A 25243-nucleotide genomic window follows, 5' to 3' on the forward strand; every position below is an offset into this window, starting at 1 on the left:
CCAATCAGGTCCAGAGGACCTTGTCCTGTGCGCCCAGTGTCCCACCGGCACCGAGGTGACCGAGCATGAGTGCCCCATCCAATGGTCCGCCTGCGGGCTCGACGATGGTGATGGTCGGATCCAGTCGTGCGGCTTCGGCGCGGAATCCCTCGACGAGGTGATCGCCGGCGGCCGCGACTCCCCCGGTGAGAGCGATGCGGGTCGCGGAGTTGGAAGTGGGAAAGGCCTCGGTGGCTACCGTTGACGAGTCAGTGTCAGTTCGCACGGAACGAGCTGCGGCGAGCGCGCTGCGGGCCGCTTCCTGACCAGCTTCACGGAGCAGGTCGGCAGATGCTGTGTCGCCGGCCCGGGCACAATCAGCGACGTCAACGGCGATTTCGGCGAGGAGTCCGGCCCGGTCGCTGCGGGTATAGAACTGTGCCGGCCACGAGGCGGGTGGGCCGAAGCGTCGGGTGGCTGCCTCGAGCAAAGCACGGCCGTGTTCGTCGATTCCGTCTTGAGTGCGCAAAGCGAGTTCGAGACCATGACGTCCCAGCCACGCTCCTCCCCCGCGATCGCCGAAGAGGTGTCCCCAGCCATCGGCTCGTGACCAGTCTGCTGTCCATTTGCCGTCAGCGTCCGGACCCGGATGGGCGATGGCGATCGCCCCGGTGCCGAGCACACTGATCGCCCCACCGGCCCCACCGAGAGCACCGAGGTGGGCGGTCACGGCATCGATCGCGGCGACTGCGGGCACCCCGACCTCGCCGGAGATCTCGGCGAGAACGTCGGACGGATCCTCAGCGAGGGAGGCGATGCCGGTCGCACCGATTCCGATGCTGCTGACCTCGGGGAAACGTTCGGGCCAGGTCTCCGCGGCCGTTCTCACTAGTTCGCGGACGACGTGAAGGACGTTGCTGCCGCTCGGCCCGATCTCGATCCGCGGGCCGGTGAGTTGGTCGATGATGCGTGGGACGAAGCCCCCGCCGTCAGCGATGCCCGGTCTGCTAACGGCATTGCCACGATGGTCAGTTGCATCGCCAACGTCACCGAGCGCGGCTCGGCTGCCGGTGCCGCCGATGTCGATGCCGAGGATCAGGGTCATGCGCCCACGGTACCCGGGCCGGAACCTTCCGAGTCCGTACCGTCGTCCGAGCCGACCGGTTTCTTCGTCCCGACAAGCTCGGCGATCGCGGCCCTGACCGAACCATCATGGGACTCCAGAGTCGACGCGGCCAGGGCGGGGGCCGCCTCGGTGAAGGAGACGACGATAGCGGTCTTGAGATCGCCATCGCAGCTCTCGAGCAGAGCCCGCGCGTCGGCGTCTCCCAGGTCAGCGGCCTCGCGGAGGATGCGCACAGTGCGCTCGCGCAGCTTCGCGTTCGTCGCGACGACGGAGACCATGAGGTTGTCCCAGGTCCGGCCGAGAGCGACCATGAGCGCGGTCGAGAACCCGTTGAGGGTGAGCTTCTGGGCGGTGCCGGCCTTGAGCCTAGTCGATCCGGTGATCACTTCGGGGCCGGTGTCGAGCACGATGTGGTCATCGGCTTTCTCCGCCAGAGAGGCGTACGGGTTGTTCGAGATGAGCACAGCGTGGGCGCCGTTGGCCCGCGCCGCGTCGAGCGCCCCGCCGACGTACGGGGTCGACCCGCTCGCGGCGATGCCGATGGCCACATCGTCGGGTCCGAGCTCGGCACCGGCCGCGGTTCCGTCGGCCCCGGAGTCCTCGGCGTTCTCCACCGCATTGACCAATGCCGCCTGACCACCGGCGATATGCCCGATGACCCGGCCCGGTTCGAGGTTGAACGTCGGCAGGAGCTCGCTCGCATCGAGGACGCCCAGCCTCCCCGAGGTGCCTGCGCCGAAGTAGTGGACGCGGCCGCCTCGGCGCATGCGGTCAGCGGCAATGTCGACGAGTTCGGCCAGCTGCGGCAGGGCTGCGGCCACCGCGTCGATGACGGCGTGGTCTTCGGCGTTGAGGACCTTGAGCACCCCGAGGGTGTCGAGGTCGTCGAGGCCGGAGCTAGCCGGATTGCGCTGCTCGGTCGGCGACAGCGGCCGGCCGGCCGGCGGTGCCGTTTCAGACGTCGGCGGGTTCGGTTCCGACGTCGGCGAGGTCGGGCGGGCTGAGCCCGGCTGGGAGGAGGTCATGGACGGGGGCTTCCTTCCGCCTCGGCGATGGTGGGCTCTTCGACTGTGGTCTTGTGGCGCAGACCCAGCAGGCCGCCGACGATGAAGGTGACGATGACGCCGAGCAGCGGGTACCACTGCCACGCCACCCACACTTCGCCGGTGACGTACTTCTCCATGACGAAGAAGAACGCGTTGACGGCCACGGCCAGGGCGAAGGCGATGTTCGCGTCGACGGCCCTAGCCCGCTTGTTGACGATGCCGAAGACGAACGCGCCAAGCAGACCGCCGTACGTGATACCGGCGATGCCGAGAGCCAGGATGACGATGTTGCCGGAGTCGGATTCGAAGACCGTGGCCGGCAGGATGAACGCGATCCCCCAGCCGATCGTCGCCCAGCGGCCGACCCTGAATCCCTGTTCGTCGGTCATCGGGGTGCGCTTGAGCTTCGCGTAGACGTCGTTGACCGTCGAGGACGACAGGGCCGACAGCGACGACGACAGCGTCGACATCGCGGCGGCGAGGATGCCGGCCAGCAGCAGTCCGGAGATTCCCGTGGGCAGGCCCTCGATGATGAACAGCGGGAAGATCTCGTCGTCGCGGGTCAGCCCGAGGTCGGCAGGCAGCGCGTGATCGTAGTACGCCCAGAGAGCCAGGCCGACGGCGAGGAAGATCGCGAACTGGACGACCACGACGAATCCGGAGGTGATGAGGGCCTTCTGTGCCTCGAGCTTCGACCGGCACGACAGCAGGCGCTGAACGATGAGCTGATCGGAACCGTGGGAGGCCATCGCGAACACGGCGCCGCCGAGCACCGACGGGATGAACGAGGTGTCCGCAGAGATCGGGTTGCCCTCGAAGACGAAGATGTTCGTCTTTCCGGCCTCGACCGCCTCGGCGAGCCATCCGCCGCCGATCGATGCGGAGATGATGATGATCGCGAGAATCCCGCCGAGGACGTAGAGGATCATCTGCGCGACATCGACCCAGACGACGGCCTTGATGCCGCCGATGAACGTGTACACGATCGTCACAAGCGAGAGGACGACGATGATGACGAAGTAGTTCGTGTGGATGCCGAGCCCGTCGAGGATGACCTTGAGCGGGATGGCCGCGGCGAGCACGCGGATGCCGTCGGCGAGCAGTCGGGTGAAGAGGAAGGTCACGCCGGCCGTGGTCTGCGTCGACTGGCCGAAACGTTTGCCCAGGTAGGCGTACGCGGTGATCATCTCACCGTCGTAGTAGCGCGGCAGCATGAAGTAGGCGACGATGACGCGGCCGAGGATGTAGCCGAGTCCGAGCTGCAGGTAGTTGAGGTCGCCGAGGTAGCTCATGACGGGGATGCCGATGACGGTGAGCGCGCTCGTCTCGGTGGCGACGACGGACAGGCAGACGGCCCACCACGGCAGGTCGCGCCCGCCGAGGAAGTAGCCCTTGAGGCTGCTCTGCTTGCCGCTCAGTGCCAGTCCCAGCCACGCCGTTGCGACGAGATAGGCGATGATCACCAGGAGGTCGATGATCTGCATTGGTCTCTCCTTGTTGGGGGTGTGGAGTGTGTCGGTTGATCGGTGGTCAGGAGGTGCGTTCGTTTGTGTGGCCGGGCGGGCGATGCCGGTGGCGGCCGCGGTTCAGTCGGCCAGTCTCAGTCACTCAGTCTCAGCCGGGTGGGTCGTCGGTGGAGGGGTTCGGGCAGACGGAGCGGTCCGTCACCGGGAGTGAATCGACCCGCGATGCGCGGTCCGATCGCCCCGGTCAGACTGGGCTGAGTGCCGTCGAGTCCGTGCCAGCTCAGCCACCCGAGGAGCGCCATGAGCAGCGCTTCCTTGCTGCCTTCCGGCAGCCCGAAGGCCTCATCCGTGCTCGTGAGGACGATGCCCTCGCCCAGTTCCTCGCCGAGGCGGCGCATCAGCTCCGGATTCCTCGTCCCACCTCCCGAGGCGATGACGGTGGTGACGTCGTGACGGCGGGCCGCCTCGGCGATGGTGCGCGCGGTCAGCGCGGTGACCGTGGCGATCTGATCATGCTCGCCGAGGTGGGGGTGGGGTTCGAGGTATGAGTCGAGGTAGGCGGCGTGGAAGAGTTCCTTGCCCGTCGATTTCGGGGCGGGCCGTGCGTAGAAGGGTTCGGTGAGGAGCTCGGTGAGCAGGTCCTCGTCGACGGTGCCGGCTGCTCCGAGCGCGCCGTCGCTGTCGTAGCTCTGCCGACCGTCGGTGATGCGGCGGGCGAGGATGTCGATGAGGGCGTTGGCCGGGCCGGTGTCGAAAGCGATGGGATCGTGGCCTGGTTCGATGACGGTGATGTTCGCGATTCCGCCGAGGTTGAGCACCGCGGTCGGCGCCTCGGCGTCGGAGAGCAGGAGGGAGTCGAGCAGCCCGACGAGCGGGGCACCCTGTCCCCCTGCGGCGACATCGCGGGAGCGGACATCGGAGATCACGGGCGCACCGAGTCGTTCTGCGATGAAGGCCGGCTGTCCCAGCTGGAGGGTCGAAGTGACCTGCCCGTCGGTGATGTCGTGGCGGACGGTCTGTCCGTGGGAGACGACGAGGTCAGGGGTCAGGTCGTGGTCGGCGCAGAGTTCGGACAGGGCGTCGGCGCAGAATCGGCCGAGCCGGGCGTCGACGCTGCTGACCAGTGACAACGGCAGATCTGCCGGTTCGAGAAGGCGAAGGATGTCGGCGGAGAGCCGGTCATCGAACGGGGTTTCGCGTTCGGCGAGGATCCGCACGGTCAGGGTGGTGGGGTCGGCGCCGACGAGGTCGAAGCTGGGGGTGGGTTCCGTGTCGCTGATGGGGTCGGGTCGGAACTCGGCGATGACGAGGTCGAGGCCGTCGGCGGAGGTTCCGGTCATGAGTCCGGCGATGATCATGGCTGCACTCCTCCTGTGTGGTCGGTGACGGTGGAGGGAGCGGTGCCGGTGGGGGCGGCCTCGGATGCGGCCGGAGCGGGGACGGTGAGTTCGGTGCGGACCTTGTAACGGTCGCCTCGGTAGACGGAGCGGACGAACTCGAAGGGGCAGTCATCGGCACCGCGGGATATGCGTTCGAACAGCAGGGCGGGTGAGAGTTCTTCGACGCCGAGGTGTTGAGCTTCGCCGGCGTCGAGGAGGGTGGGCTCGATCGTCTGCACACTGTGGTTGAGGCGGATGCCGAAGTTCCGGCGCAGCAGATCGTAGAAGGACTGGTCCTCGAGGTCACCTGGACTCAGCCCCGGGACGAGAGCCGAGGGGACGTGGAGTTCTTCGAGAGCGATCGGTTCGTCATCGGCCAGGCGCAGACGCAGGATCGCGATGACGTCGTCGTCTTCGGCAATATGGAGTCGACGAGCGATGTGCGCGCCCGCCTCGGCGACGTCGAAGCTGAGGATATGAGACCCGGGACGCATTCCGCGGGCGAGCATATCCTCGGTGAAGGAGCTCGCGGCCAGCGGTTGGTCGAGTTTCGGCCCGAGTGCGAAGACACCCGTGCCGTGCCGCCTGCGGACCATGCCCTTGGCGACGAGTTCGTCGATGGCGCGGCGCAGGGTCATCCGCGAGATGCCGAGCGTCTCGGCGAGCTGCCGTTCCGGAGGGAACTGCTCACCGGCGGCCATGTCCTCGAGACGGTCGAGGAGCTGGTCACGGATGGCATGGAATTTCGTCACACCACCATTGAGGCACAGGACACACTGCGAAATCAAGACCACTGGTCTATTTTGTGATGGCTGGACCCTCGGTCGGCGTTTCACTCGTGCCGTCGATCAAGCGCTCGCTCACTTTCAAGCGCTCCCTTCCCTCGATCAAGCGGGGCCGCGAATATGGCGTCGTCGACCACGACATATCTGCGCCCCGGCTTGAACGGCGGAGACCGGGCGGGCGGTCAGAGGCCGGGCAGGCGGAGGCCGGGCGGGCTGAGACCGGGCGAGCGGAGACCCGTCAGACGAAGAGCAGTGAGAGCAGGAAGGCGAAGATCAGCCCGAAGACGCTGACCAGGGTCTGGACCATCATGTGAGTCTTCGTCGCCTGACCGATCGTCATGCCGAAGCTCTCCTTGACGAACCAGAATCCCGCATGGTTGACCCAGTTCAGACCGATCGATCCCGAGCCGATCGCAATGACGACCAGAGACACGTATGCCCCCGAGTGATCACCGATGAGAGGGGCGACGATGCCGGTGGCCGAGGTGATTCCGACGGTCGCCGATCCGGTGGCGAACGACAGCAGGATGCCGATGAACCAGCCGAGCAGGATGAGGTTCATCTCCAGATGAGAGGTCGCGCCGACGACGGCGTCGCCGATGCCCGAGTCCTTGAGCACCTCGTTGAAGGCACCACCGCCGCCGATGATGAGGATGACTCCGGCAATCGACTTGAGGCTGTCGCCGAAGGAACTGCGGATCCGCTCACCGCCCATTCCCGAGGTCCATCCGAGTGCGATGGCGGCGAAGACGACTCCGGCCAGCATGGCGATGATCGGGTTGCCGATCACCTCGGCGATGGGTTCGAACGAGGACTCCGGCGCCACGAGCTGAACGACGGTGTGCACGAGCATGAGCACGACGGGGACGAGGACGGTGACGAAGGCGAGCCAGACCGGAATCGTTCGCAGTTCCTTCTGGTCCACCTCGGCGCGGGCTCCGGTGTACTGGTCGATGAGGTCAGCGGTCGGTTCGAGTTTGACCCGTGGGGCGATCCAGCGGGCGTAGACCGGGCCGGCGAGGATGACAGTGGGAATCGCACAGACCAGGCCGAGGCCGATGGTCATTCCGACGTTCGCGTCGAGTCCGGACACGGCGATGAGCGGACCCGGATGGGGCGGAACCATGCCGTGGAGGCAGGCGAGCGCGGCGATCGCGGGAACGAGGATGCGCAGGTACCACAGCTTCTTCTGCCCGGTCTTCTTCTCCAGCTGCGAGGCGACCGCGTAGATGACCGGGATGAGGACGACGAGGCCGACCTCGAAGAACATCGGGATGCCGATGATGAAGGCGACACCCGTCATGATCCACGGAGCGGCCTTCGGCGAGGAGTGCTCGATGACGAGGTTCGCGATCCGTTGGATGGCGCCGCTGTCGGCCAGAAGCCGTCCGAGCATCGCTCCGAGGGCGACGACGACACCGGTCTCGCCGAGGGTATCGCCGGCTCCGGCGGCGATCGTCTCCGGAATCTTGGCGATCTCCTCACCGGCGGCCAGTGCCGTCACGGCGGAGGTGATGAGGAGAGCGAGGAACGGATGCAGCTTCGTCTTCCAGTTGATGAGGAGGATGAGAAGCGCGATCGACGCGAAGAGAAGCGTCACGAGGTATGCGGTTGAGCCAATCACTGGGGCAACGTTACGCCCCTGCCTGCTGGATCCGGGAACGAGGGGTTCGCACGCGAGGGGTTCACGTGGGAGGGAGAAGTCCCTAGCATGAAGCCATGACTGCATATACCGGACAGAAGCTGCTCGACGCACTCGACTCCCAAGGGCTCGGCGACTGGCAGGGGCTGCCGGACTGCATCGGCGCCCGGTTCCTCACCGGCGACTTCGCCACCGGGCTCGATCTCGTGGCCGAGATCGGGTCCCTCGCCGAGGCGGCCGGCCACCATCCCGATGTCACGCTCACTTTCCCCCACGTCGACATCCGCCTGACCAGCCACGACACCGGTGCCGTGACCGAACGCGACCTCAACCTCGCGGGACAGATCAGCGAGGCGGCCGCCTCGGCGGGGGTGAAGGCGGACCCGACCATCCCGGCACTGCTCGAGCTCGGCCTCGATACCGCAAATCAGGACGCCATCGCTCCGTTCTGGGCGGCGCTCCTGACCGGGGATGCGAGCAACGTCTCCGGACCCGATGTCGTCGATCCTGCCGGACAGATGCCGCTGCTGTGGTTCCAGGACTGCGAAGAACACGAGGTTCCGCACCAGCGTCTGCATGTCGACGTCTCCGTGCCGGCGGCGGTCGCGCCGGAGCGGATCAGGGCCGCGGTCGACGCCGGAGGCACGATCGTCGACGAGTCTCAGGCGCCGTCATTCACCGTCCTCGCCGACGCCGACGGCAATCGCGCCTGCGTGTGCACGCTGGCCGCTCGCCCGTAGGCTGGGATACGACCTCTTCCACCCAGTTCAGGGAGTCCGTGTGTACCTAGCCGCCGAGAACCGCTACAACTCGATGACCTTTCGCCCCGTCGGTCGATCCGGGCTCGTCCTGCCTGCGTTGTCACTGGGGCTGTGGCACAACTTCGGCGACGATGTCGCCTTCCAGAACCAGCGCGATATCGTCCGTCGCGCCTTCGACATGGGCATCACGCACTTCGACCTGGCGAACAACTACGGTCCTCCCCCGGGCTCGGCGGAGACGAATTTCGGCCGGTTGCTGCGCGAAGACCTCCGCCCCTACCGCGATGAGCTCATCATCTCGACGAAGGCCGGTTGGAACATGCATCCCGGCCCATATGGAGGTCCCGGCGGCAGCCGCAAATACCTTCTGGCCAGCCTCGATGCGTCACTGCGCCGACTCGGCCTCGACTATGTCGACATCTTCTACTCCCATCGTCCCGATGCTTCGACGCCTCTCGAGGAGACCATCGGCGCACTCGACACCGCCGTGCGCTCCGGTCGCGCGCTCTACGCCGGGATCTCCTCATACTCCGCCGCCGATACGGCCCGGGCCTCGCAGATCGCCCGCGATCTCGGCACTCCCCTGCTCATCCACCAGCCTTCGTACTCGATGATCAACCGGTGGATCGAAGATGATGAGCTCCTCGACACAACCGCTGACGAAGGGCTCGGTGTCATCTGCTTCTCCCCGCTGGCGCAGGGCCTGCTCACGGACAAGTACCTCGACGGAGTGCCCGAAGATTCGCGAGCGGGCAAGGCGAAGCCATCGTTCAAGGACGGGTTCCTAAGCGCCGACAACCTCGCCCGGATCCGCGGGCTCAACGACATCGCGGCCGCTCGCGGTCAGTCGTTGGCACAGCTCGCCCTGTCCTGGGCACTGCGGGATGGCCGAGTGTCCTCGCTGGTCATCGGGGCCAGCCGTGTCGAACAGCTCGAGCACAATGTCGCGGCTCTCGACGCGGCACCGTTGAGCGACGAAGAGCTCACGGCAATCGACGAATTCGCCATCGATTCCGGTGTCGATATCTGGGGAGACGCGCGACGCAGCACTGCCGAGTGAAGTCAGCGGCCCTCCGCAAGGCTCAAGTGTCGCAGTCTCACATCGCCTGCGCCGCCTCGAGCAGCCACCCGATCCGGTCGCTCCAAGCGGGCCGGAAAGCGTAGACGCAGGCGAGCCGAATGAGGGTGGCCCTCTCGTACACGCTCACCCTGGCGGGGTCGAACCCTCCCGCCGACGCGACCCGGGCGATCTCATCGATGACCACGGCCGCCTCGGCGGGGGTCCACAGACCCTGCTCGGTGCGCCACCGGGCATGCGCGCGGAGGTTTCCGAGGTCGAGCGCCCGTTCACCCCGGCACGCCGTATCCACGTCGAGCAGCCCCGGTCCGGAGATCGGATCCCACATGATCTGTTTGTCGTGTAGGTCCCGGTGGATGAGCCCGATCGATCCGTCCCTCGCCGAGGCGGTCTCGTCGTCGAGTTCGGCCGTGACCTCTGTGATGAGTTCGTCCACGTCGGCGAGCAGAGTCTCCCCTCGCGCAGTCCGCGTGGTCTCCAGCAGAGGACGGGCGCGCTCACGCCATAAGTGGAGCACTTCGACCTCGTCCGCAGCCCCATGAAACGGCATCGCGGTCGACAGTTTCGGCGCAGCCGCTGGCACGGTATTGGTCGGATGTGCCTTTGCCTGAGCCCAGGCGTCGAGGGACTCGGCCCAGGCACGTGACCACTCCTCGCCGAGCTCGGCTGGATCGTGGAGTTCGACCCCGGGCACCACGCTGAGCACAACGGTCGAAGAATCCGAACTGAGCACCTGCGGGAGGGCGAAACCGGGAAGGAACCCAACCGCTCGGCACTGTCCCGCGATGACGTCGGAGGCCTTTCCGTCGCGCACGCATTTGGCGAAGCTGCCGTCGCGCAGGCGGACGACGGCGCGTCTGCCCGGCCGATGGGAGACCAACCGGCCTCCGTCCTCGAGCAGCCCGGCGAGACCCGGCAGCTTCGGGTCACGGTCAGCGTCGAGGACCGTCACGCCGCGTTCGTCGAGATAGCCGACCCGGGTCCCCTGGCCAGGAAGAGAAGCCTCCCACGCGATTCGACTGTCTCCTGCGGGCCAGGCTCGACGCACGTTCCAGTCCTGTCCGCCGGTCGTGACTGCGTCAGGGATGTGCAGGGCCGCGCCCCACTTCGTCGCAGACTGTTTCGTCACGGTCTGCTTCGTCGCGATCTGCGTCGCCGCGGTCTGCTTCGTCACGGCTTGTTTCGTCACGGTCTGCTTCGTCCCGGTCATGGTGCGACCTCCGTCGTCGGGGCGTTCCCTTCCAGAGCGGTGCGCGCGAGGTCGATGATCCGCATCGTCTCGTCCCTCCAGGTCTCGGAGCAGCTGCGCCAGGGTTCGAGCGCGGCCACCAGGATCGCCCACGCCGTCCATGCGCCCAGGTCGGTCTCCTCGCCGCCGGCGGAACGGTAGCCGTCGATGAAGGGGTGCTCGAGCTCGTGCAACCGGGAATCGACGCGGCAGGCCGCGATCCATCGCCCCAGATCCATCCCGATCGGCCCGTACCCGGACCGGTCGAGGTCGATGATCCGGCACTCGGAATTCGCCAGAAGCACCTGGTCGGGGCTGAGGTCCCCGTGGATCTCCCGCAGTTCCCGCTTCGGCCCGAGGCCTCGATTCGGTCCGAGTCGTCGGCTCAGTTCGGAGAGCAGTCCGACGATGTCAGTCTCTCGTTCCGGGAGCAGACGAACCAGCGACCGGCTGGTGGTCTCGAGTTGGTCGAGCGGAGAGTCGAGCGCGCGTCCGTCCTCCCCTGCCGAAGCGCCAACTTTGTCTGCCTGCACGCCCGCGGATTCTCCCGGATCGCCTTCGTCGTCCGGCAGTGCACGTGTATCAGACACACCGCCTCTGTGCAGTTCGGCGATGATCACGCCGACTTCCTCGGCGACATTCGGATCCGGTCGATCGCTCAGGTCACCGGTCCCCCACCACGGCGAACGTGTGGCGGTGTCACGTCCGCCGACGAACTCGACCGGCAGGCTGGGAAGCTCCGCTCGCTGCCAACGGTCGGCTGCCTCGGCGAGGTGGATCTGGGAGTCGGCGGCGATCCGCACGAATTCCGGCGCCCCATCGGCCGGGGTGTGCTTGAGCAGCAGCCGCCTGGCGGGGTTGTATCCGATGATCCGCAGATCCCCGCCGAGGTGGTCGAGTGTCCGTGCGACATGCTTGCCGATCCTGGGGTCGGCCAGCACTCCGCCGGTGACCAGCACGGCACCGGTCGCACCCGCCGAACGCGGGTCGGCAGCCTCGTGGACGACCAGCTCCTGCCCGTGCCGAGCGGCCCGCCGCCGAGCATTGGCGAGCTTGTCCGGGCTCGTCAAAACCGCGGTGAATCCCCAACCATCGAATTCGCCGAGGCGGCTGGGCTCCTCTCGCTGCCATGCGACGATGGCGCTCTTCCCCGGTTTGACACGGACACGGCGAGGACGAACCGCGAAGCCGAGGCGTCGGGAGAGCTCGTCTGCCGATCGCAGTTCGTCGATATAGGGCAACAGGGCGAATCTCGTGTCCACGAAGTCGTTCACCGGGTCGGAAATCGATGCGGTCATGATGAGGCTCCTGCATAGGTGGGGGCGCTGCCGACGGTGGGCGGTTCGGACGGACGTGGTCCCGCGACCGTGGACGGCTCCGCCCCCATCGTTCGCCCCGGCACGCTGTCGGCTTCGTCGGCCTGCGAACGGATCCACCGGGAGAAGCGCGAGTCCGCAGCCGCAGCCAGCTCGCTCGGTGTTCCGTCCTCGACGACCCGACCGTCCTCGAGCCACACCACACGGTCGAGTCCGCGGATCATCGCCACGTCGTGGCTGATGACGATGCTCGTCCGGCCCGTCGTCAGCGCGGACACTGAATCGGCCACCTCGGCGCGAGTCTGCGGATCGAGCCCTGTCGTCGCTTCGTCGAAGACGACGACCGGGGCGTCGCGGACGAGGGCGCGAGCGATGGCCAGCCGCTGCCGCTGCCCACCCGAAAGCGTGTCCCCTCGGTTGCCGAGCTCGGTGTCGTAGCCGTCGGGAAGAGAGCGGATGAACGCATCGGCACGGGCCGCACGGGCGGCGGCGACCACCTCGGCGTCGGTGGCATCGAGCCGACCGTAGCGAATGTTCTCGCGCACGCTCGCGGCGAAGAGCACGGACTCCTGGAGAAGGACCGACACGTTCTGCCGCAGGGAGGCGCGAGTGACGTTGTGGGTGTCGTAGCCGTCGAGGTAGATCGACCCGGAGTCCGGCTGCGACAACCGCAGCAGGTAGCTCATCAGGGTCGATTTTCCGGCCCCGGAGGCCCCGAGGATCCCGACCTTCTGTCCAGCCGGAATGAGCAGGTCCAGCTCGTCGAACAGCGGCCTGCCATGCCCATCGGCCGAGGTGATGCGGTTGAAGACGACGTCGCCGCAGACCGGGCCCATGGACACTGAGTCGGGGGCGTCGGCGATCTCGACGGGTTCGTCGAGGAGGTCGGCGATCCTCTCCCCCGAGGCGGCCGCGCGAGCGATCCGGCCGGTGTATTTGGCCATGTCCCGCAGCGGCTTCATCGCGATCTTCAAGTAGAGGAGGAAGAGGACGAGGTCGCCCGGAGACATCGCCCCGCGCAGCACCTGCCACCCGCCGAAGGCGAGAACGAGAGCCTGCGAGATGCCGACGAGAACATCCGTGGAGCGCTCGAGCCCGGCCGCCAGACGGCGTGCCCGCACCCCGGCCCTGAGTGCGCGTTCGTTGCCGTCGGCGAAGTCGCGGGCCACGGTCTTCTCGAGTCCGTAGGCCTGGACGACGCGGATGGCACCGAGCGCCTCGGCGGCGGATCCGACCAGTCGGCCCTCACCCTTGCGCGTGGACCGGGAGGCCTTCGTGATCTTCGGGGTCGCCACCTTCGACAGCAGGCCGTAGACCGCCGCCGTGACGAGCACGATGGCGCTGAGCACGGGGTCGAGGACGACCATGACGACGAGTAGGACGGCGAGCGTGATGACATTGCCGACCAGGGGCAGCCCGGCGGTGACGGCGACTTCCTGCAGCCGTCCGATGTCGCCGACGAGTCGCTGTGAGGTGTCTCCGATCGAGGCCTTCGAGTGGTAGCGCAGCGACAGGGACTGGACGTGATCGAACACCCGTGAGCGCAGCTGGGTGGCGACACGGGCGCCGACGAGAGCGAAGCAGATCGTCGAGGCGTAGTTCGCCGCGGCCCGTCCGCCGACGATGACGGCCAGGCCGATGGCCACGACTGCAAGGGTCGTACCCACTCCGGCGTCGAGGCCGAACGTCGGGGCGATCTGGGCGCCCAGGGCCGCGGTGACGGCGTCGACGGCGATCTTGATCGGCCACGGTTCGAGAATACGGAAGACGACGTCGGCCAGCAGTGCGGCCATCCCGCCGATGATCAGCCACGTGTGCCGACGCAGGTGCGGGCGGATGATCCGCAGGGTCCGCCGCAGCGCGGACGCCGTGAGCTTCTTGCCGCTCATGAGATCACCGCCGAGGCGGGGCGCCGTCCCGATACGGACGTTTCCTCGCAGATAGGTGCGGCATCGGTTTCTCCGGCAGCTGTGTCGCCGGCGGTTCCCGTCACCGGTGCGAGGATCTGCTGACACCGGCGCATCCAGGAATGGCTGGTCAGGGCCTCTGCGCGGGCGCGTGCTCCCATCCTCGCGCGCAGTTCGCCGTCGTCGATGAGTCTCTGCAGTGCGCGGGCGAGGTCCGCGGGGTCGGCCGGGTCGGTGAGGATCGCGGCTCCGGTTCCTGCGAGCACGCCGGGGATCGAACCGACGCTCGATGCGACGACGGGCAGTCCGGCGGCCAGGTATTCGTAGACCTTGAGCGGTGAGAAGTAGTTCTCCCCTGCTGGGTACGGGGCCACAGCGATGTCGAATTCGCGCAGCGCCTCCGGCACGGCTTCGGGCGCCAGAGCACCGTGGAAGCGCACACGCCCACCCAACCCGAGCATGCGCACCTGGTGCTCCAGGGCCTCGGATTCAGGGCCGTGGCCGACGATGTCGACGCGGAAGTCCCCGACCAGTCCGGCGCAGGCGGCGATGAGCCGATCCGTGCCGTGCCAGGGTTTGAGCGTGCCGACGAACCCGATCCGCACCGGACCGTAAGTACTCGGAGGTCCCCCACCGAGGCGGTCCTCCCGGATCGCACGACCGCTGGGCGCCTTGATTCCGTCCCCGCCGAGGCTGTCGTGATCTGGCCGTGGAGTGATCCGTTCCGTGTTCACTCCGTTCGGGACGACGCTGACGTCGTCGAGGCCGGGATAGTCGGTGCGGACCCAGTCGGCGACGAGTTCGCTCACGCACACGATGCGTTCGGCGCCGGCGAAGCTTGCCGCCGTGGCACGGGCGGCGTGTTCGGCGTGGACGAGTCCGCGATGGGTCCGCTGCTCCTCCAGCAGAGGCGCATTGACCTCCATGATCAAAGGCACGTCGAGGCGCTGGCTGATCCGGGCACCGGCCGTGGAGAACAGAGAATACCGTTCGTAGACGAGGTCGAATCCCTGCCCCGAGGCGGCCACCGTGTCCGTGACCAGGTCGGCGAGCATGTCGGAGAGTCGCAACAGTACGATCTCACGCTGGGAGCGGTCAAGACCACGGGGCACCTCGAGTCGGGTGACATCGAGGTCGGCGAGGTCGGCGGGCACGTCGTCATCGGTGCGGGTGCAGAAGACGCTGACCTCATGGCCGAGTGTTCGGAAGGTGCGCACGACCTCTTGGACGTGGACGCTGGCACCTTTGGTGCCGAAGACTCCGATGCCGGGGTCGAGAAGGACATAGGCGATTCTCATGACACTGACTCCATTTCACGGACGGCATCAACGGCGGCGGATGCGGCGGCCAGTCGGCCGAGTTGCCCGGCCTGGACGCCCGAGTCGTGCAGGCGGCACACCCGGTCACGGGCGGCATCGGTGACGGCACGGATACCGGCGGGATCCGTGCGGAGGGCGGCGGCCACCTCGGCGATGGTGGAGGCGATGTTCGCCTCATCGGTACCGTCGACGAGCCACCCGGTCCGGCCATGGTCGATGACCTCTGGCACGGCGGTGACGGCCCCGGCGACGCAGGGAATTCCGGTGGCCATGCCCTCGAGCAGCACGGTGGGCAGGCCGTCGGCGTTGCCGTCGGTGCCGATGACGAACGGGGAGACGAGGATGTCATGGTCGGTGAGCATGTCGCGGACCTCGGCCTGGGTCAGCGCTCCGTGGAAGGTGACGAGGTCGTCGAGTCCGAGTGTGTGGGACCGGGTCCGCAGCTCCTCCTCGAGGGGGCCGGTGCCCACGAGGTCGAGACGGCAGCTCATGCCGTCGGCCCGGAGGCGGGCGAGCGCGTCGAGGAGGTGGGCGAATCCCTTCTTCTCGACGAGGCGGCCGACGGCCAGCAGCGAGGGCACCTCGCCCGTCGCGCCCTGCTTGGGCCGATACGGGAAGCGATCGATCTCGAGGCCGTTGCGCACGACGACGACCCGGTCGGCCAACTCGGGGCCGAGCACCCGCGACAGGTAGCGGCGATTGAAATCGCTGATCGCGATCACGTGGTCGGCGTCCGCGGTCTTGCGGGCCAGATCGGTGAGCACGACATCCTCGTGGAAGATGTCCTTCGCATGCGTGGTGAAGGAGTAGGGAATCCCCGTCAGCGCCGAGGCGGCCCGAGTCACGGTCGTCGACACCGACGCGAAGTGCGCGTGCAGGTGGGTGACCTCGTGGTCGAGGGCCAACCGGGCGAGGGTGAGAGCTTGGATCGCATCATCGTGGCCCAGTTCCATAAGTTCGCCGAGGTGGTCCGACACTGCCGCGGCCACGCGCGGTTCCGCTGCCGCCTCGGCGAAGGACTGCCAGAAGCTGCGGGCGCTCGAGGGCCGGTCGATGTGGATGACCTCGGCGCGGACGCGAGCGAGTTCGGGATGGAAGCGGGTGTCCGTGCTCGGGCGCAGGGAGAAGATGACGAGGTCCTCTCCGGCGGCTTCACGCGCGAGGATCTCGGAGACGATGAAGGTCTCGGAGAACCGCGGGTACATCTTGAGCACGTAGGCGCGGCGGCCGAGATGTCTTTCCGGTCGAGCGGTCGGGGCTGCCGGTGGACGCGGTGCCGGTGTTGAAGGGTTTGGTGTCTGTTCAGACAGCATGGCTGGTCTCCTCCAGGGTGATGGGCAGACGGGCGGACGGTGCTGTGCCGGCGGCTGCAGTCGCCGTCGGCGCTGTTGACGCCGGTGCGGTTGTCGCCGGTGCGGTTGTCGGCGTCGGTGCGGTTGCGGATCCGAATGCCGTTGCCTCGGCGCGGACATCAGCGATGAGTTCGGCTGCCAGGCGGGGAACGGTGGCCAATCCGGTGAGATCGATTTGGGAACGGTCTGCGGGTCGCCCGACCCGGTCGGCGAACCATTCGCTGAGAACATCGGCGTCGAGGCTGTCGATTGTCAGAGCGTCGACCGCTCCGGCAGCAGCGAGGGCGAATGCCCGCCTGGGCTGTTCGGCCCGGTGTCCCTTGCGGGGGACGACGAGAGCGGGGGTATCGGTGGCCATGAGTTCGGCCAGAGTGTTGTACCCGCCCATGCACACGACAGCGTCGGCGGCGGCGACGAGTCCTGGGATGTCGTCGCAGTGACGGATGACTGTGGTGGCCGCACCGGCACGGGCACGCAGTCGTTCGAACTCTTCGGTGTCCATCTGCGGACCGGTGACGACGAGGTGACGGTGGCCATCGGGCGGTTCGGCGTCCACTGCGATCGAGGCGAGGCTGCCGCCGTCGGATCCCCCGCCGAGGCAGGTGAGGACGAAGGGCCGGGTTCTGCCCCCTGCCGTCTCGACGTCTGCCGTCACGACACCCGCAGCCACGGTACCTGCCGGCAGGACACCGCCGTCATCGGGGCGGTCCCGTGACAGGTAGCCGGTGGTCACGGCCTTGGCCGCCAGGGTCGCGGGCACTTCGCCGGTGGACCGGGGATCGTAGACGTCCGGGTCACCGTAGATCCAGACTTCGTCGAAGGATTCGGCCACTCGTGCGGGCCCTCCGACCTTCTCCCATTCGGCAGCGATGACGGACGGGGTGTCGAGGACTTCGCGCAGGCCGAGGACCGTCCGGCAACCGTGGCCGCGGACCTGGTCGATGGCGTCGGCGAGCTCGCCGCCGATGCCGAAGGGATGCCGGTCGACGATGAAGAGCTCAGGTCGCTGCTGGTCGAGGATCGCCGAGATCGCCGCCGCTCGCAGTTCCCGCAGGCCCTGCATCGAGGAGGCGAGCGCCCGTGGGACGTAGCCGCCGGGGGCGGGAGTGACTCCGGGCAGGATCACCCAGTCCCAGCCGTCAGGCAGGTCGAATCGCGTGGCCTCGGGACTGCTGGCGATGAGCAGACCGGAGACCTCTCGGCCGGTCAGCGCCGGCAGGTCCCGGGCCAGTGCGAAGGCCAGAGACCGGTTGCGGCGGATGTGGCCCAGTCCCAGCGAGTCGTGGGAGAACAGTGCGATTCTCAATCGTCGTCTCATACATCTCAGCTTGTCGGCTGTGATTAAGACGAGATTAAGACGCGGATGAGAAAGATCTTAGGTTCAGGTTTCTCCTGCGCCCGCCCGTATCTCTCTGTTGCGCACTGCGGTTACCAGTGACATCGGCGAGGAAGTGCTGCTACTCGTCGACCGAGTGACCGATGATTCTGCTGATCGAACGCCGGGCAATGGATCCGGCCTGCTGATCACCAGCGAGGCGGAGATTCTGATTGAGGTAGATCATCACAGCGATCAGTTCGAAAGCCATCTGCTCTCCGGCACCCTCTTCGTCAGCATCGCGTCCCGCCACTGCCGCAATGTACTCTCGCAACTGAGCATACGTATCGCGGATAGCGTCCCGGACGGCACCGTCTCGATCGTCGAATTCAGCCGCTGCCGCGGCAAAGAAGCAACCACCGGGAAAGACAGGCAATTCGATGTAGTCCAACCACGCACGGCAGGTGCTGACGATCAGTGGAGTATTCACATTCGACTTTTCTCGACCGCGATCAATGACCGACTCTCTGAACACGGAGCGGGCATATCCGATAACAGCAAGCTGCCAATCTGTCTTCGACTCGAAGTAACCGGCCAACCCCGATTTCGACAGGCCGACTTCCTCAGCGATCTGGCTGAACGACAGCCCGTCAAGACCGTTGACCGACGCGACATCAGCGCTGCGCCGGAGGACCGTTTTCCGAGTCGCCCGCACCTGGTCGAGAGTTCGCTTGGGCATGCGCCCAGTCTACCTCGGACATTTTTAGTGTACGCTCGTGCGGTAAACTTCGACCGAGGAGATATATGCCATTTTCAACGATCACAGGGACCGGGTTCCACCAGCCAGAGCGCGTCGTCACCAACGATGACCTCGCCAAACTGGTGAAGACCGACGACGCCTGGATCCGACGCCGCACCGGCATCCGAACACGCCGGATCGCCGCAGCCGACGAACAGGTTTCGGACTTGGCTGCACCGGCCGCGCACATGGCAATGAGATCGGCAGGGTTGCCATCGGACGCAATCAGCTTGGTCATCGTTGCAACCTGCTCCGCGCGGGACCGGTGTCCGAGCACCGCAGCAGAGGTCGCCGGTCGCCTCGGTCTGACGAATGCAGTCTGCTTCGACATCAACAACGCCTGTGCCGGGTTCAGTACCGCCCTCAACCTCGCCGAGAATTCGATCCGAACCGATCAGAGCAGGCATGCTCTCGTCATCGGGGCGGAGAAGATGAGCGACGTCACCGATTGGAGCGACAGATCATCGTGCATCCTCCTCGGCGACGGCGCCGGTGCCGTCATCGTCTCGGCCGGAGACCGACAGGGAATCCATCCGGCAGAATGGGGAACCGACCCCAGCCTTCGTGACAATGTGACCATTCGCGGGTCGTGGGAGGCCGATTTCACTCAGAACGGAGCGTCAGTCTTCAGGTGGGCCACTTCGACGATGGCGTCAACTGCTCGCGAAGCAGTGGCTCGGGCCGGCCTCGACATCGAGAACATCGGAGCATTCATCGCGCATCAGGCAAATCTGCGAATCATCGAACCCATCGTCGACGACCTTGGTCTCGGCCACGCGCTCATCGCTCGCGACGTTGTCGAATCAGGCAACACCTCCGCCGCTTCGATCCCTTTAGCTCTGTCGAAGCTCTCACACAGCGGCGAACTGCCAGCAGGAGTGCCCACTCTTCTCCTGTCGTTCGGGGGCGGATTGTCCTGGTCGTCTCAAGTGATTCTGTCTCCGTGAGCTCTCTACCGCTGCGTGTCCTGCAGCCAGTCGATCCTGACTGAGGTTGATTTCGTCCTATCGAGTCAGTCCACGCGGTATCCGAAGCCTCGCACGGTGGTGACGAAATCGGAGCCGAGCTTCTTGCGCAGGTACCCGATATAGACGTCGACGACGTTCGAGCCGGGGTCGAAGTCGAATCCCCACACATGGGAGAGCAGCTGTTCGCGGGAGAGGACGTTGCCGCGGTTGCGCAGCAGGATCTCGGCGAGGGACAGTTCCCGAGCCGAGAGTTCGACGAGGCGGTCTCTGACCCACACCTGCCGTTTGAGCAAGTCGATGCGCACCTCATCGCGGATGAGCTCCGTGACCTCCTGCTCCTGCGGGCTCTCCCTGAGCCGCAGACGGACCCGAGCCAGCAGCTCTGCGAACCGGAAGGGCTTGATCATATAGTCGACCGCGCCGGACTCGAGAGCGTAGATCGTGTCGTCCGGGTTGTCCCGGGCGGTGAGCACGAGCACCGGCAGTTCGGGTCGCCGCTCACGCAGCTGCCCGAGTACGGTGAAGCCGTCGAGGACAGGCAGACCGATGTCGAGGATGACGAGCGCGAAGTCTCCCGTCAACGCCAGATCTCGTCCGGTGAGGCCGTCGGCGGCGATCTGCGGACTGAATCCGGCGGCGGTCAGGCCCTTCGAGATGAAGGCGGAGATCCGCGCCTCGTCCTCGATCACGAGAATGCTCTTCACTTCTGTCCTTTCGGCAGGATCATGCGGAACTGTGCACCGATGGTGGTCTGGTCGAGCACGACCGTGCCGCCGTGCGCCTCGGCGATGGCGGAGATGATCGACAGCCCCAACCCGAACCCGGCCCCGTCGGTCGACCCACGGCAGAAACGGTCGAAGATGTCCTCGGCGATCTCGTCGGGCACCCCCTTGCCTTCGTCACGAACCCAGATGTGCACGGAATCGGAGTCGTCCCGGGCACCGAAGACGATCTTCTGACCGTCCTCGGTGTGCTCGACGGCATTGGACGCCAGCTGCAGAAGCGCCTGCGTCAGGCGCTGTCGGTCTCCGTGGAAACTCAGTGACTCGGGCACCTCGAGGCCCCATTCGCGGTCTCCCAGTCCCTTGGCCTTCGCCAGGGAGTCGGACACGACCCCGCTGAGGTCCACCTCGGCGAAACGCACGAAATCAGGGCGTCGGGCACGCGCCAGCAGGAGCAGCTCCTCGACGAGGCGGCCCATCCGATCCGTCTCATCGAGCAGCATCGCGCGGGTCTCCTCGACGTCTCCGACGTCCTCTGCGTTCATCGTCTCGAGATGACCGCCGAGGATGGTCAGCGGGGTGCGCAGCTCGTGCCCGACGTCGTCGAGGAAGCGCCGCTGAGCTTCGAAGGCCGCCTCGAGGCGGTCGAGCATGTCGTTGAAGGTGTGCCCGAGCTCGGCGATGTCGTCGTGGCCCTTCGTCTCCAGGCGACTGCTGAGATCACCGCCGGAGATCGACTGCGCAGTCCGCCTCAGCTCGGTCACCGGTGACAGCAGTCGGCGCGCCAGAAGCGAGGAGAGTCCCGCGATGAGCAGGGCGGCGGCGAGCGCGACGACGACGTAGATCTGCATGAACTGCACGAGGTCGGAGTGACTGGCGGAGACGTTGTGGACGACGACGAAGGCGCCCGCCCCGTTCGTCGCGGCCGCTCCGCCCGCCACCTCGCCGACGCCCTCCGTCCGGCTCGCCGAATCGGTGGGCGCGGTCTGGGTGTCCGTGGTCGTGCCCGCTCCCGCCTCGGTGCCGGTGATGGGCAGAACGAATCCTTCGTGCTCGACGCCGTCGATCGTCAGACTGATCTCCCCGCCGTTCTCGGCGGCACCGGCCACGGCCTTCTCGAATTCGCCCGAACTCCCGAGCAGCCCTTTCGGCTCGCCTTGATAGAGCACGCGGCCGTCGGTGAGGAACGCGAACAGCACCTCGTCCTCATCGGGCCTGTTCTGGGCGAGGAAATTGCTGAGGATCTCGTCGACGGAGGCGAATGGTCTGCCGGTCTGCGGATCGATCCCGTTCTCGGAGAACGTCCGCATCTCGTCGACCTCTTGGGACATCGAGGCGGTGGTCCGGCTGGAGACGTTGTTCGACTCTACGGTGTAGAGGATGAGGCCGACGATGGAGAGGGTGAGCACGGACAGTGCGGCAACGGTGATGGTCAACCGGTTCTGAACGGTCAGCCCGACGCGCCGTTCAGTCGTCATCGTCGTCCCCGTCGTCGTCATCGTCGCCGTCGTCCCGGTCATCATCGTCGCCGTCGTCCCGGTCATCATCGTCGCCGTCGTCGTCCCCGTCATCATCGTCGTCGGGGACTTCACGAGGCGGGTTGGGCACCGGTTCGTAGGAGTGCTCGATCTCATCAGGTTCTCGCGAATCCTCGCCTCCGGAGTCCGCGGCATCTGAGTCCTCGACAGCGGAGGCACCGGTGTCGGAGGCGCCGGTGTCGGAAGCACCAGTCGAGTCTTCGTCGACAGAGCTGTCGGCGTCTGCATCCGACGTCTTGGAGGTCTCCGTCGGTTCGGGGGTGACTTCCACCGGGCTGAGATCCGGCGGGTCCGCTTGGGTGGTGTTGCGAACGATGAGCACGGTCAGCAGTGCGAGCATGACAACGAGACCGGCCACAATCCAGCCGATGATCTTCGATCGTCCACCCATACCGTCCACATTGCCCAAGGCCTGCCTCAAAGTCGAGCCGGAGGGGATGAGAGTCTTCTTAGGTGGAGTGTTCGGGCGCCTGTGATACCGTAAGCGCCGACCGCCACGACGACCCGCAGGAGCCCACCGATGAGCGACGATCGCGCGGACCGCGACGAGGCTGAGCACGTATCCGCAGACCCCTCATCGACGACGCCCGAGTCCACCGAGCCGGACGATGGTTCCGCGCAGGCAGACGGTTCCGCAACCACTGAGCCGGATGCCAGCTCCGAGTCCGAGGCCAAGGAGAATCCGTGGGCGGCGATCAAACCCTGGCAGGGCAAGGCGGCCGGCCTCGACAAGCTGCTGCTGTTCATCATCATCGGCGTCCCGCTCATCTACCTCGGCCTCATGCCGCTGCGACCGTGGATGCTCGTCAATGCCCCGGTCGTCCAGGAATTCATCAACGGCGCGAAGACCTCGATCGTCGCTGCCGCCGCCTATGCCCGGGTCGGTGAGATCCCGCTGTGGCTGGTTATCGTGGCCGGCTTCGTCGGCATGGCCAAACTCGATTGGGCGTTCTGGCTGGCCGGGCGCCGGTGGGGCGACGGTGTGCTGCGGCTCTTCGCGCAGAACGAACGCCAGCTCAAACGCATCAACCAGCTGAAGAAGATCCCGAACTGGGCGCTGTTCCTCATGACGCTGATCTCGCGCTGCCCGGGAATCCCGGGCACCCTCGTCTACCTCGTCGCCGGGTGGACGCGGATGCGGTTGTCGCTGTTCCTCGTCGCCGACCTCCTCGGCTGCCTCATCTTCACGCTCATCTGGACATTCCTGGGCTATCAGCTCGGTGAGGCCGCCGTCGACATCCTCAAGGTCATCGACAAGTACGCCCTGTGGCTGACCCTGGCCCTGATCGTCGGCATCTTCGCCATCAGCTTCTTCAAGGAATACCGCAAGCAGAAGAAGGCCGAAGCTGCAGGCGGCACCTCCGAGAACTGACCATTCCCGCCGAACCGGGAGCCGCTTCGGATCCCGGTCAGGTGTCTCGGATCAGGAACCGAAGGACAGGAAGGTCTCACGCATGCGCTGCGGGTCGGCCTTCTGGCCGCTGAAGAGTTCGAACGCGTCGATGGCCTGATTGACCGCCATCCCCGATCCGTCGAGCGTGCGGCAGCCCTTCGCTCTGGCTTCGGCGAGCAGCTGCGTCTCGAGTGGGAAGTACACGACGTCGGCCACCCAGGTCTCCGACCCGAACACGGAAGTGTCGACCGGAGTTCCCGGGTACGCCTTCATCCCCACCGGGGTGGCGTTGACGATCCCCTGCGCCGAGGCGGCCGCCCCTTCCAGCTCATCGAGCCCGATCGCTCGCGCCCGAGTTCCGACCGATGACGTTTCTACGATGTCCGTGGCGAGTCCTTCGGCACGCTGCACATCGGTGTCGGCGATGATGAGGTCGCCGATTCCGAGTTCCGCAAGGGCGAACCCGACCGCACGGCCGGCTCCGCCCGCACCGATCTGCACGACCGCCTCGGTGGCGGCGCCGTGCAGTCCGGCACGGAATCCGGCAGCGAAACCGGTGACATCGGTGTTGTATCCCGTCGTCCGTCCGGCGCTGTCGATGACGACGGTGTTGACCGAATTGATGCGCGCGGCCACGGGATCGACCTCATCGAGGAGGCCGATGACCTTCTGCTTGAACGGGTGGGTGATGTTGAGCCCGTCGAAGCCGAGGCGGATCGCCGCGGTGAGCAGCTCCGTCAGTGTCGCCTCGGCGAGGTGGGGGCTGCTGATGTCGATGGTGCGGTAGATCGTGGGGATGGAGTGCGCGGCACCTTCGTTCTCGTGCATCCGCGGGGTGCGGGAGGCGGAGATGCCATCGCCGATGAGGCCGAGGAGGAGGGATGAGGTCATAGTCTCGCTTTCGCGTTCGTGAGGTGGTCGATAAGGATCTCGACCGCGTGGACGTAGCCCTTCGCGCCGGCTCCGGCGATGACGGCGGCGGCCACGGGCGAGAGGTAGGAGTGGTGGCGCACAGCTTCCCGCGCATGCGGGTTGCTCAGGTGCACCTCGATGATCGGGTGATCGTAGGATTTCAGCGCATCGTGCAGGGCCAGGGAAGTGTGCGTGTACGCTCCGGCGTTGATGATCGCACCGACCGTGGAGCGCCGGGCTGCATGGACGGCATCGATGAGCCCGCCCTCATGGTTGCTCTGGATGCAGCGAACGCTCAGCCCCGCCTCGGCGGCGGTGTCGGCACACATGGCCTCGATATCGGCCAAGGTGGTGCGGCCGTAGATCTCCGGTTCGCGCTCCCCGAGGAGGTTGAGATTGGGTCCGTTGAGGACGAGGATTTCGGGCATGGTCACCTCGGGAATCGGGCGGCGATCAATGCCGCGGTTTCGTTCAGTCGGGGGACGAATTCTATGAGCTCGTCGAGGCTGCGGCGGAAGACCGGAGCGGCGAGCGCGAGCGAGGCCAGCAAGGTGCCGTCGAGGTCGAAGACGGGCACGGCCAGGGCATTCATGCCGATGTCGTTCTCTTCGGACTGTCCCGCCCAGCCGTCGGCGCGTATCTGTTCGAGACGTGTGCGCATCTTCGCCGTATCGGTGATCGAGTTCGGGGTGCGAGCGACGAGGTCGAGCGCGTCGACGGTGGCGTCGGCCTGTGGATCATGGGCGAGCAGAGCCTGACCGATCGCCGAGGTATGCAGCGGAGATTCGTCGCCGGGGTCGGTGGTCGTGCGGAACTGCGGGCCGTCGACGGTGAGCACAGTCAGTGCGGCATTGCCGCGACGGACGGCGAGGATACTCGATTCGCCGGTGGACTTCGTCAGTTCCTGCAGCAGATCCTTCGTCGCTCCGGACAGCCCCTGCCGGTGCGCGACCTTCTGCGCGAGGCGGAAGACCTCCATCCCGAGGGTGTAGATCTTCGTGCGCGCATCAAAGCTGGCATACCCGGATTCGACGAGCCCGCCGAGGAGGCGGTAGGCGGTCGAGAAGGGATAGCCGGTCGTCTCGGCGGCCTGGGCGGCGCTGATCCCCTCGGGTGATTCGCCGAGGAGTTCGAGCATCTCGAAGGTCTTCGTCACCGAGTTCGAGCCCTTGGGCGGCATGCTTCGCCTCCTTGCGTTGCTGTGGCAGTTCG

General features: G+C 66.5%; 23 protein-coding genes. 4 read left to right on the forward strand and 19 right to left on the reverse strand.

The features are described from left to right. Window positions 1-4: 4 nt before the first annotated feature. The 6 genes from HK108_RS05615 to HK108_RS05640 all read right to left on the reverse strand — a co-directional run bounded on the left by HK108_RS05615 (window position 5) and on the right by HK108_RS05640 (window position 7405). Window positions 5-1084: an N-acetylglucosamine kinase gene (locus HK108_RS05615; RefSeq protein WP_139468018.1), complete on the reverse strand. Its 1080-nt coding sequence runs from the start codon at window positions 1082-1084 to the stop codon at window positions 5-7. Further along, window positions 1081-2130, reverse strand: a complete 1050-nt coding sequence (gene murQ / locus HK108_RS05620) for an N-acetylmuramic acid 6-phosphate etherase (protein WP_139468017.1) — start codon at window positions 2128-2130, stop codon at window positions 1081-1083. Before murQ ends, HK108_RS05615 begins: the two co-directional genes overlap by 4 nt. Next, on the reverse strand, window positions 2127-3635 hold the full coding sequence (locus HK108_RS05625; RefSeq protein ID WP_139468016.1) for a sodium:solute symporter: 1509 nt from the start codon (window positions 3633-3635) through the stop codon (window positions 2127-2129). Before HK108_RS05625 ends, murQ begins: the two co-directional genes overlap by 4 nt. 116 nt (window positions 3636-3751) lie before the next feature. After that, window positions 3752-4975, reverse strand: a complete 1224-nt coding sequence (locus HK108_RS05630; protein WP_139468015.1) for an anhydro-N-acetylmuramic acid kinase — start codon at window positions 4973-4975, stop codon at window positions 3752-3754. After that, on the reverse strand, window positions 4972-5748 hold the full coding sequence (locus HK108_RS05635) for a GntR family transcriptional regulator (protein WP_139468014.1): 777 nt from the start codon (window positions 5746-5748) through the stop codon (window positions 4972-4974). Before HK108_RS05635 ends, HK108_RS05630 begins: the two co-directional genes overlap by 4 nt. Before the next feature lie 271 nt (window positions 5749-6019). Next, a complete protein-coding gene (locus HK108_RS05640) occupies window positions 6020-7405 on the reverse strand; it encodes a GntP family permease (protein WP_229663965.1) in 1386 nt (461 codons plus the stop codon). A gap of 95 nt (window positions 7406-7500) precedes the next feature. Between HK108_RS05640 and HK108_RS05645 the strand changes: the two genes are divergently transcribed. After that, window positions 7501-8163 carry a 4a-hydroxytetrahydrobiopterin dehydratase gene (locus HK108_RS05645; RefSeq protein ID WP_139468012.1) on the forward strand — a complete coding sequence of 221 codons (663 nt, stop codon included), beginning with the start codon at window positions 7501-7503 and terminating at the stop codon, window positions 8161-8163. A 40-nt stretch (window positions 8164-8203) separates the two neighbouring features. Continuing rightward, the gene (gene mgrA, locus HK108_RS05650; RefSeq protein ID WP_139468011.1) at window positions 8204-9244 is read left to right on the forward strand and encodes an L-glyceraldehyde 3-phosphate reductase; all 1041 of its coding nucleotides are present in this window, start codon (window positions 8204-8206) and stop codon (window positions 9242-9244) included. A 37-nt stretch (window positions 9245-9281) separates the two neighbouring features. Here mgrA and HK108_RS05655 read toward each other — a convergent pair whose 3' ends face one another. From HK108_RS05655 to HK108_RS05685, 7 genes are all read right to left on the reverse strand, one after another. Further along, on the reverse strand, window positions 9282-10472 hold the full coding sequence (locus HK108_RS05655; RefSeq protein ID WP_139468010.1) for a phosphotransferase: 1191 nt from the start codon (window positions 10470-10472) through the stop codon (window positions 9282-9284). Continuing rightward, complete coding sequence (locus HK108_RS05660; RefSeq protein ID WP_139468009.1) at window positions 10469-11788, reverse strand: phosphotransferase family protein; 1320 nt, start codon at window positions 11786-11788, stop codon at window positions 10469-10471. Before HK108_RS05660 ends, HK108_RS05655 begins: the two co-directional genes overlap by 4 nt. Further along, window positions 11785-13695 carry an ABC transporter ATP-binding protein gene (locus HK108_RS05665; protein WP_172171644.1) on the reverse strand — a complete coding sequence of 637 codons (1911 nt, stop codon included), beginning with the start codon at window positions 13693-13695 and terminating at the stop codon, window positions 11785-11787. Before HK108_RS05665 ends, HK108_RS05660 begins: the two co-directional genes overlap by 4 nt. Continuing rightward, on the reverse strand, window positions 13692-15011 hold the full coding sequence (locus HK108_RS05670; RefSeq protein WP_181270791.1) for a glycosyltransferase family 4 protein: 1320 nt from the start codon (window positions 15009-15011) through the stop codon (window positions 13692-13694). Before HK108_RS05670 ends, HK108_RS05665 begins: the two co-directional genes overlap by 4 nt. Next, window positions 15008-16345 (reverse strand): glycosyltransferase family 4 protein, encoded by a 1338-nt coding sequence (locus HK108_RS05675; RefSeq protein ID WP_181270792.1) that lies wholly within the window; start codon window positions 16343-16345, stop codon window positions 15008-15010. Before HK108_RS05675 ends, HK108_RS05670 begins: the two co-directional genes overlap by 4 nt. Beyond that, window positions 16335-17702 (reverse strand): glycosyltransferase family protein, encoded by a 1368-nt coding sequence (locus HK108_RS05680; RefSeq protein ID WP_181270793.1) that lies wholly within the window; start codon window positions 17700-17702, stop codon window positions 16335-16337. The genes HK108_RS05675 and HK108_RS05680 overlap by 11 nt, the downstream gene beginning before the upstream one ends. Before the next feature lie 139 nt (window positions 17703-17841). Next, window positions 17842-18414 carry a TetR/AcrR family transcriptional regulator gene (locus tag HK108_RS05685; protein WP_181270794.1) on the reverse strand — a complete coding sequence of 191 codons (573 nt, stop codon included), beginning with the start codon at window positions 18412-18414 and terminating at the stop codon, window positions 17842-17844. Window positions 18415-18503: 89 nt separating this feature from the next. Here HK108_RS05685 and HK108_RS05690 point away from each other — a divergent pair, with 89 nt between their 5' ends. After that, window positions 18504-19445: a beta-ketoacyl-ACP synthase 3 gene (locus HK108_RS05690; protein ID WP_181270795.1), complete on the forward strand. Its 942-nt coding sequence runs from the start codon at window positions 18504-18506 to the stop codon at window positions 19443-19445. 65 nt (window positions 19446-19510) lie between these two features. Here HK108_RS05690 and HK108_RS05695 read toward each other — a convergent pair whose 3' ends face one another. From HK108_RS05695 to HK108_RS05705, 3 genes are read right to left on the reverse strand one after another with little or no spacing between them, the layout of a single operon-like run. Beyond that, on the reverse strand, window positions 19511-20170 hold the full coding sequence (locus HK108_RS05695; protein WP_139468002.1) for a response regulator transcription factor: 660 nt from the start codon (window positions 20168-20170) through the stop codon (window positions 19511-19513). Further along, window positions 20167-21762 carry a sensor histidine kinase gene (locus HK108_RS05700; protein WP_258233266.1) on the reverse strand — a complete coding sequence of 532 codons (1596 nt, stop codon included), beginning with the start codon at window positions 21760-21762 and terminating at the stop codon, window positions 20167-20169. The genes HK108_RS05695 and HK108_RS05700 overlap by 4 nt, the downstream gene beginning before the upstream one ends. Then, window positions 21656-22117, reverse strand: coding sequence for a hypothetical protein (locus HK108_RS05705; protein WP_181270796.1), 462 nt, complete (start codon window positions 22115-22117; stop codon window positions 21656-21658). Before HK108_RS05705 ends, HK108_RS05700 begins: the two co-directional genes overlap by 107 nt. A 129-nt stretch (window positions 22118-22246) precedes the next feature. On the opposite strand from HK108_RS05705, the gene HK108_RS05710 reads away from it, so the two are divergent. Further along, entirely contained in the window at window positions 22247-23098 is an 852-nt protein-coding gene (locus tag HK108_RS05710) for a DedA family protein (RefSeq protein ID WP_181270797.1), read from the forward strand. Window positions 23099-23149: 51 nt separating this feature from the next. Here HK108_RS05710 and HK108_RS05715 read toward each other — a convergent pair whose 3' ends face one another. From HK108_RS05715 to HK108_RS05725, 3 genes are read right to left on the reverse strand one after another with little or no spacing between them, the layout of a single operon-like run. Further along, window positions 23150-24010, reverse strand: coding sequence for a shikimate dehydrogenase (locus HK108_RS05715; RefSeq protein ID WP_181270798.1), 861 nt, complete (start codon window positions 24008-24010; stop codon window positions 23150-23152). After that, window positions 24007-24459, reverse strand: a complete 453-nt coding sequence (gene aroQ / locus HK108_RS05720; protein ID WP_139467998.1) for a type II 3-dehydroquinate dehydratase — start codon at window positions 24457-24459, stop codon at window positions 24007-24009. Before aroQ ends, HK108_RS05715 begins: the two co-directional genes overlap by 4 nt. 2 nt (window positions 24460-24461) lie before the next feature. Further along, window positions 24462-25211: an IclR family transcriptional regulator gene (locus HK108_RS05725; protein WP_139467997.1), complete on the reverse strand. Its 750-nt coding sequence runs from the start codon at window positions 25209-25211 to the stop codon at window positions 24462-24464. Between the last annotated feature and the right edge of the window lie 32 nt (window positions 25212-25243).

Origin of the sequence: Brevibacterium sediminis (assembly GCF_013623905.1) — a bacterium.
In the GTDB taxonomy this organism is placed as follows: Bacteria; Actinomycetota; Actinomycetes; order Actinomycetales; family Brevibacteriaceae; genus Brevibacterium; species Brevibacterium sediminis.

Bases quoted from the DNA above. Each gene is read 5' to 3' on its own strand.
- HK108_RS05615 (WP_139468018.1), bottom strand. From the start codon at position 1,084: ATGACCCTGATCCTCGGCATCGACATCGGCGGCACCGGCAGCCGAGCC.
- murQ (WP_139468017.1), bottom strand. From the start codon at position 2,130: ATGACCTCCTCCCAGCCGGGCTCAGCCCGCCCGACCTCGCCGACGTCG.
- HK108_RS05625 (WP_139468016.1), bottom strand. From the start codon at position 3,635: ATGCAGATCATCGACCTCCTGGTGATCATCGCCTATCTCGTCGCAACG.
- HK108_RS05630 (WP_139468015.1), bottom strand. From the start codon at position 4,975: ATGATCATCGCCGGACTCATGACCGGAACCTCCGCCGACGGCCTCGAC.
- HK108_RS05645 (WP_139468012.1), top strand. From the start codon at position 7,501: ATGACTGCATATACCGGACAGAAGCTGCTCGACGCACTCGACTCCCAA.
- HK108_RS05655 (WP_139468010.1), bottom strand. From the start codon at position 10,472: ATGACCGGGACGAAGCAGACCGTGACGAAACAAGCCGTGACGAAGCAG.
- HK108_RS05660 (WP_139468009.1), bottom strand. From the start codon at position 11,788: ATGACCGCATCGATTTCCGACCCGGTGAACGACTTCGTGGACACGAGA.
- HK108_RS05665 (WP_172171644.1), bottom strand. From the start codon at position 13,695: ATGAGCGGCAAGAAGCTCACGGCGTCCGCGCTGCGGCGGACCCTGCGG.
- HK108_RS05670 (WP_181270791.1), bottom strand. From the start codon at position 15,011: ATGAGAATCGCCTATGTCCTTCTCGACCCCGGCATCGGAGTCTTCGGC.
- HK108_RS05675 (WP_181270792.1), bottom strand. From the start codon at position 16,345: ATGCTGTCTGAACAGACACCAAACCCTTCAACACCGGCACCGCGTCCA.
- HK108_RS05680 (WP_181270793.1), bottom strand. From the start codon at position 17,702: ATGAGACGACGATTGAGAATCGCACTGTTCTCCCACGACTCGCTGGGA.
- HK108_RS05690 (WP_181270795.1), top strand. From the start codon at position 18,504: ATGCCATTTTCAACGATCACAGGGACCGGGTTCCACCAGCCAGAGCGC.
- HK108_RS05700 (WP_258233266.1), bottom strand. From the start codon at position 21,762: ATGATGACGGGGACGACGACGGCGACGATGATGACCGGGACGACGGCG.
- HK108_RS05705 (WP_181270796.1), bottom strand. From the start codon at position 22,117: ATGGGTGGACGATCGAAGATCATCGGCTGGATTGTGGCCGGTCTCGTT.
- HK108_RS05710 (WP_181270797.1), top strand. From the start codon at position 22,247: ATGAGCGACGATCGCGCGGACCGCGACGAGGCTGAGCACGTATCCGCA.
- HK108_RS05715 (WP_181270798.1), bottom strand. From the start codon at position 24,010: ATGACCTCATCCCTCCTCCTCGGCCTCATCGGCGATGGCATCTCCGCC.
- aroQ (WP_139467998.1), bottom strand. From the start codon at position 24,459: ATGCCCGAAATCCTCGTCCTCAACGGACCCAATCTCAACCTCCTCGGG.
- HK108_RS05725 (WP_139467997.1), bottom strand. From the start codon at position 25,211: ATGCCGCCCAAGGGCTCGAACTCGGTGACGAAGACCTTCGAGATGCTC.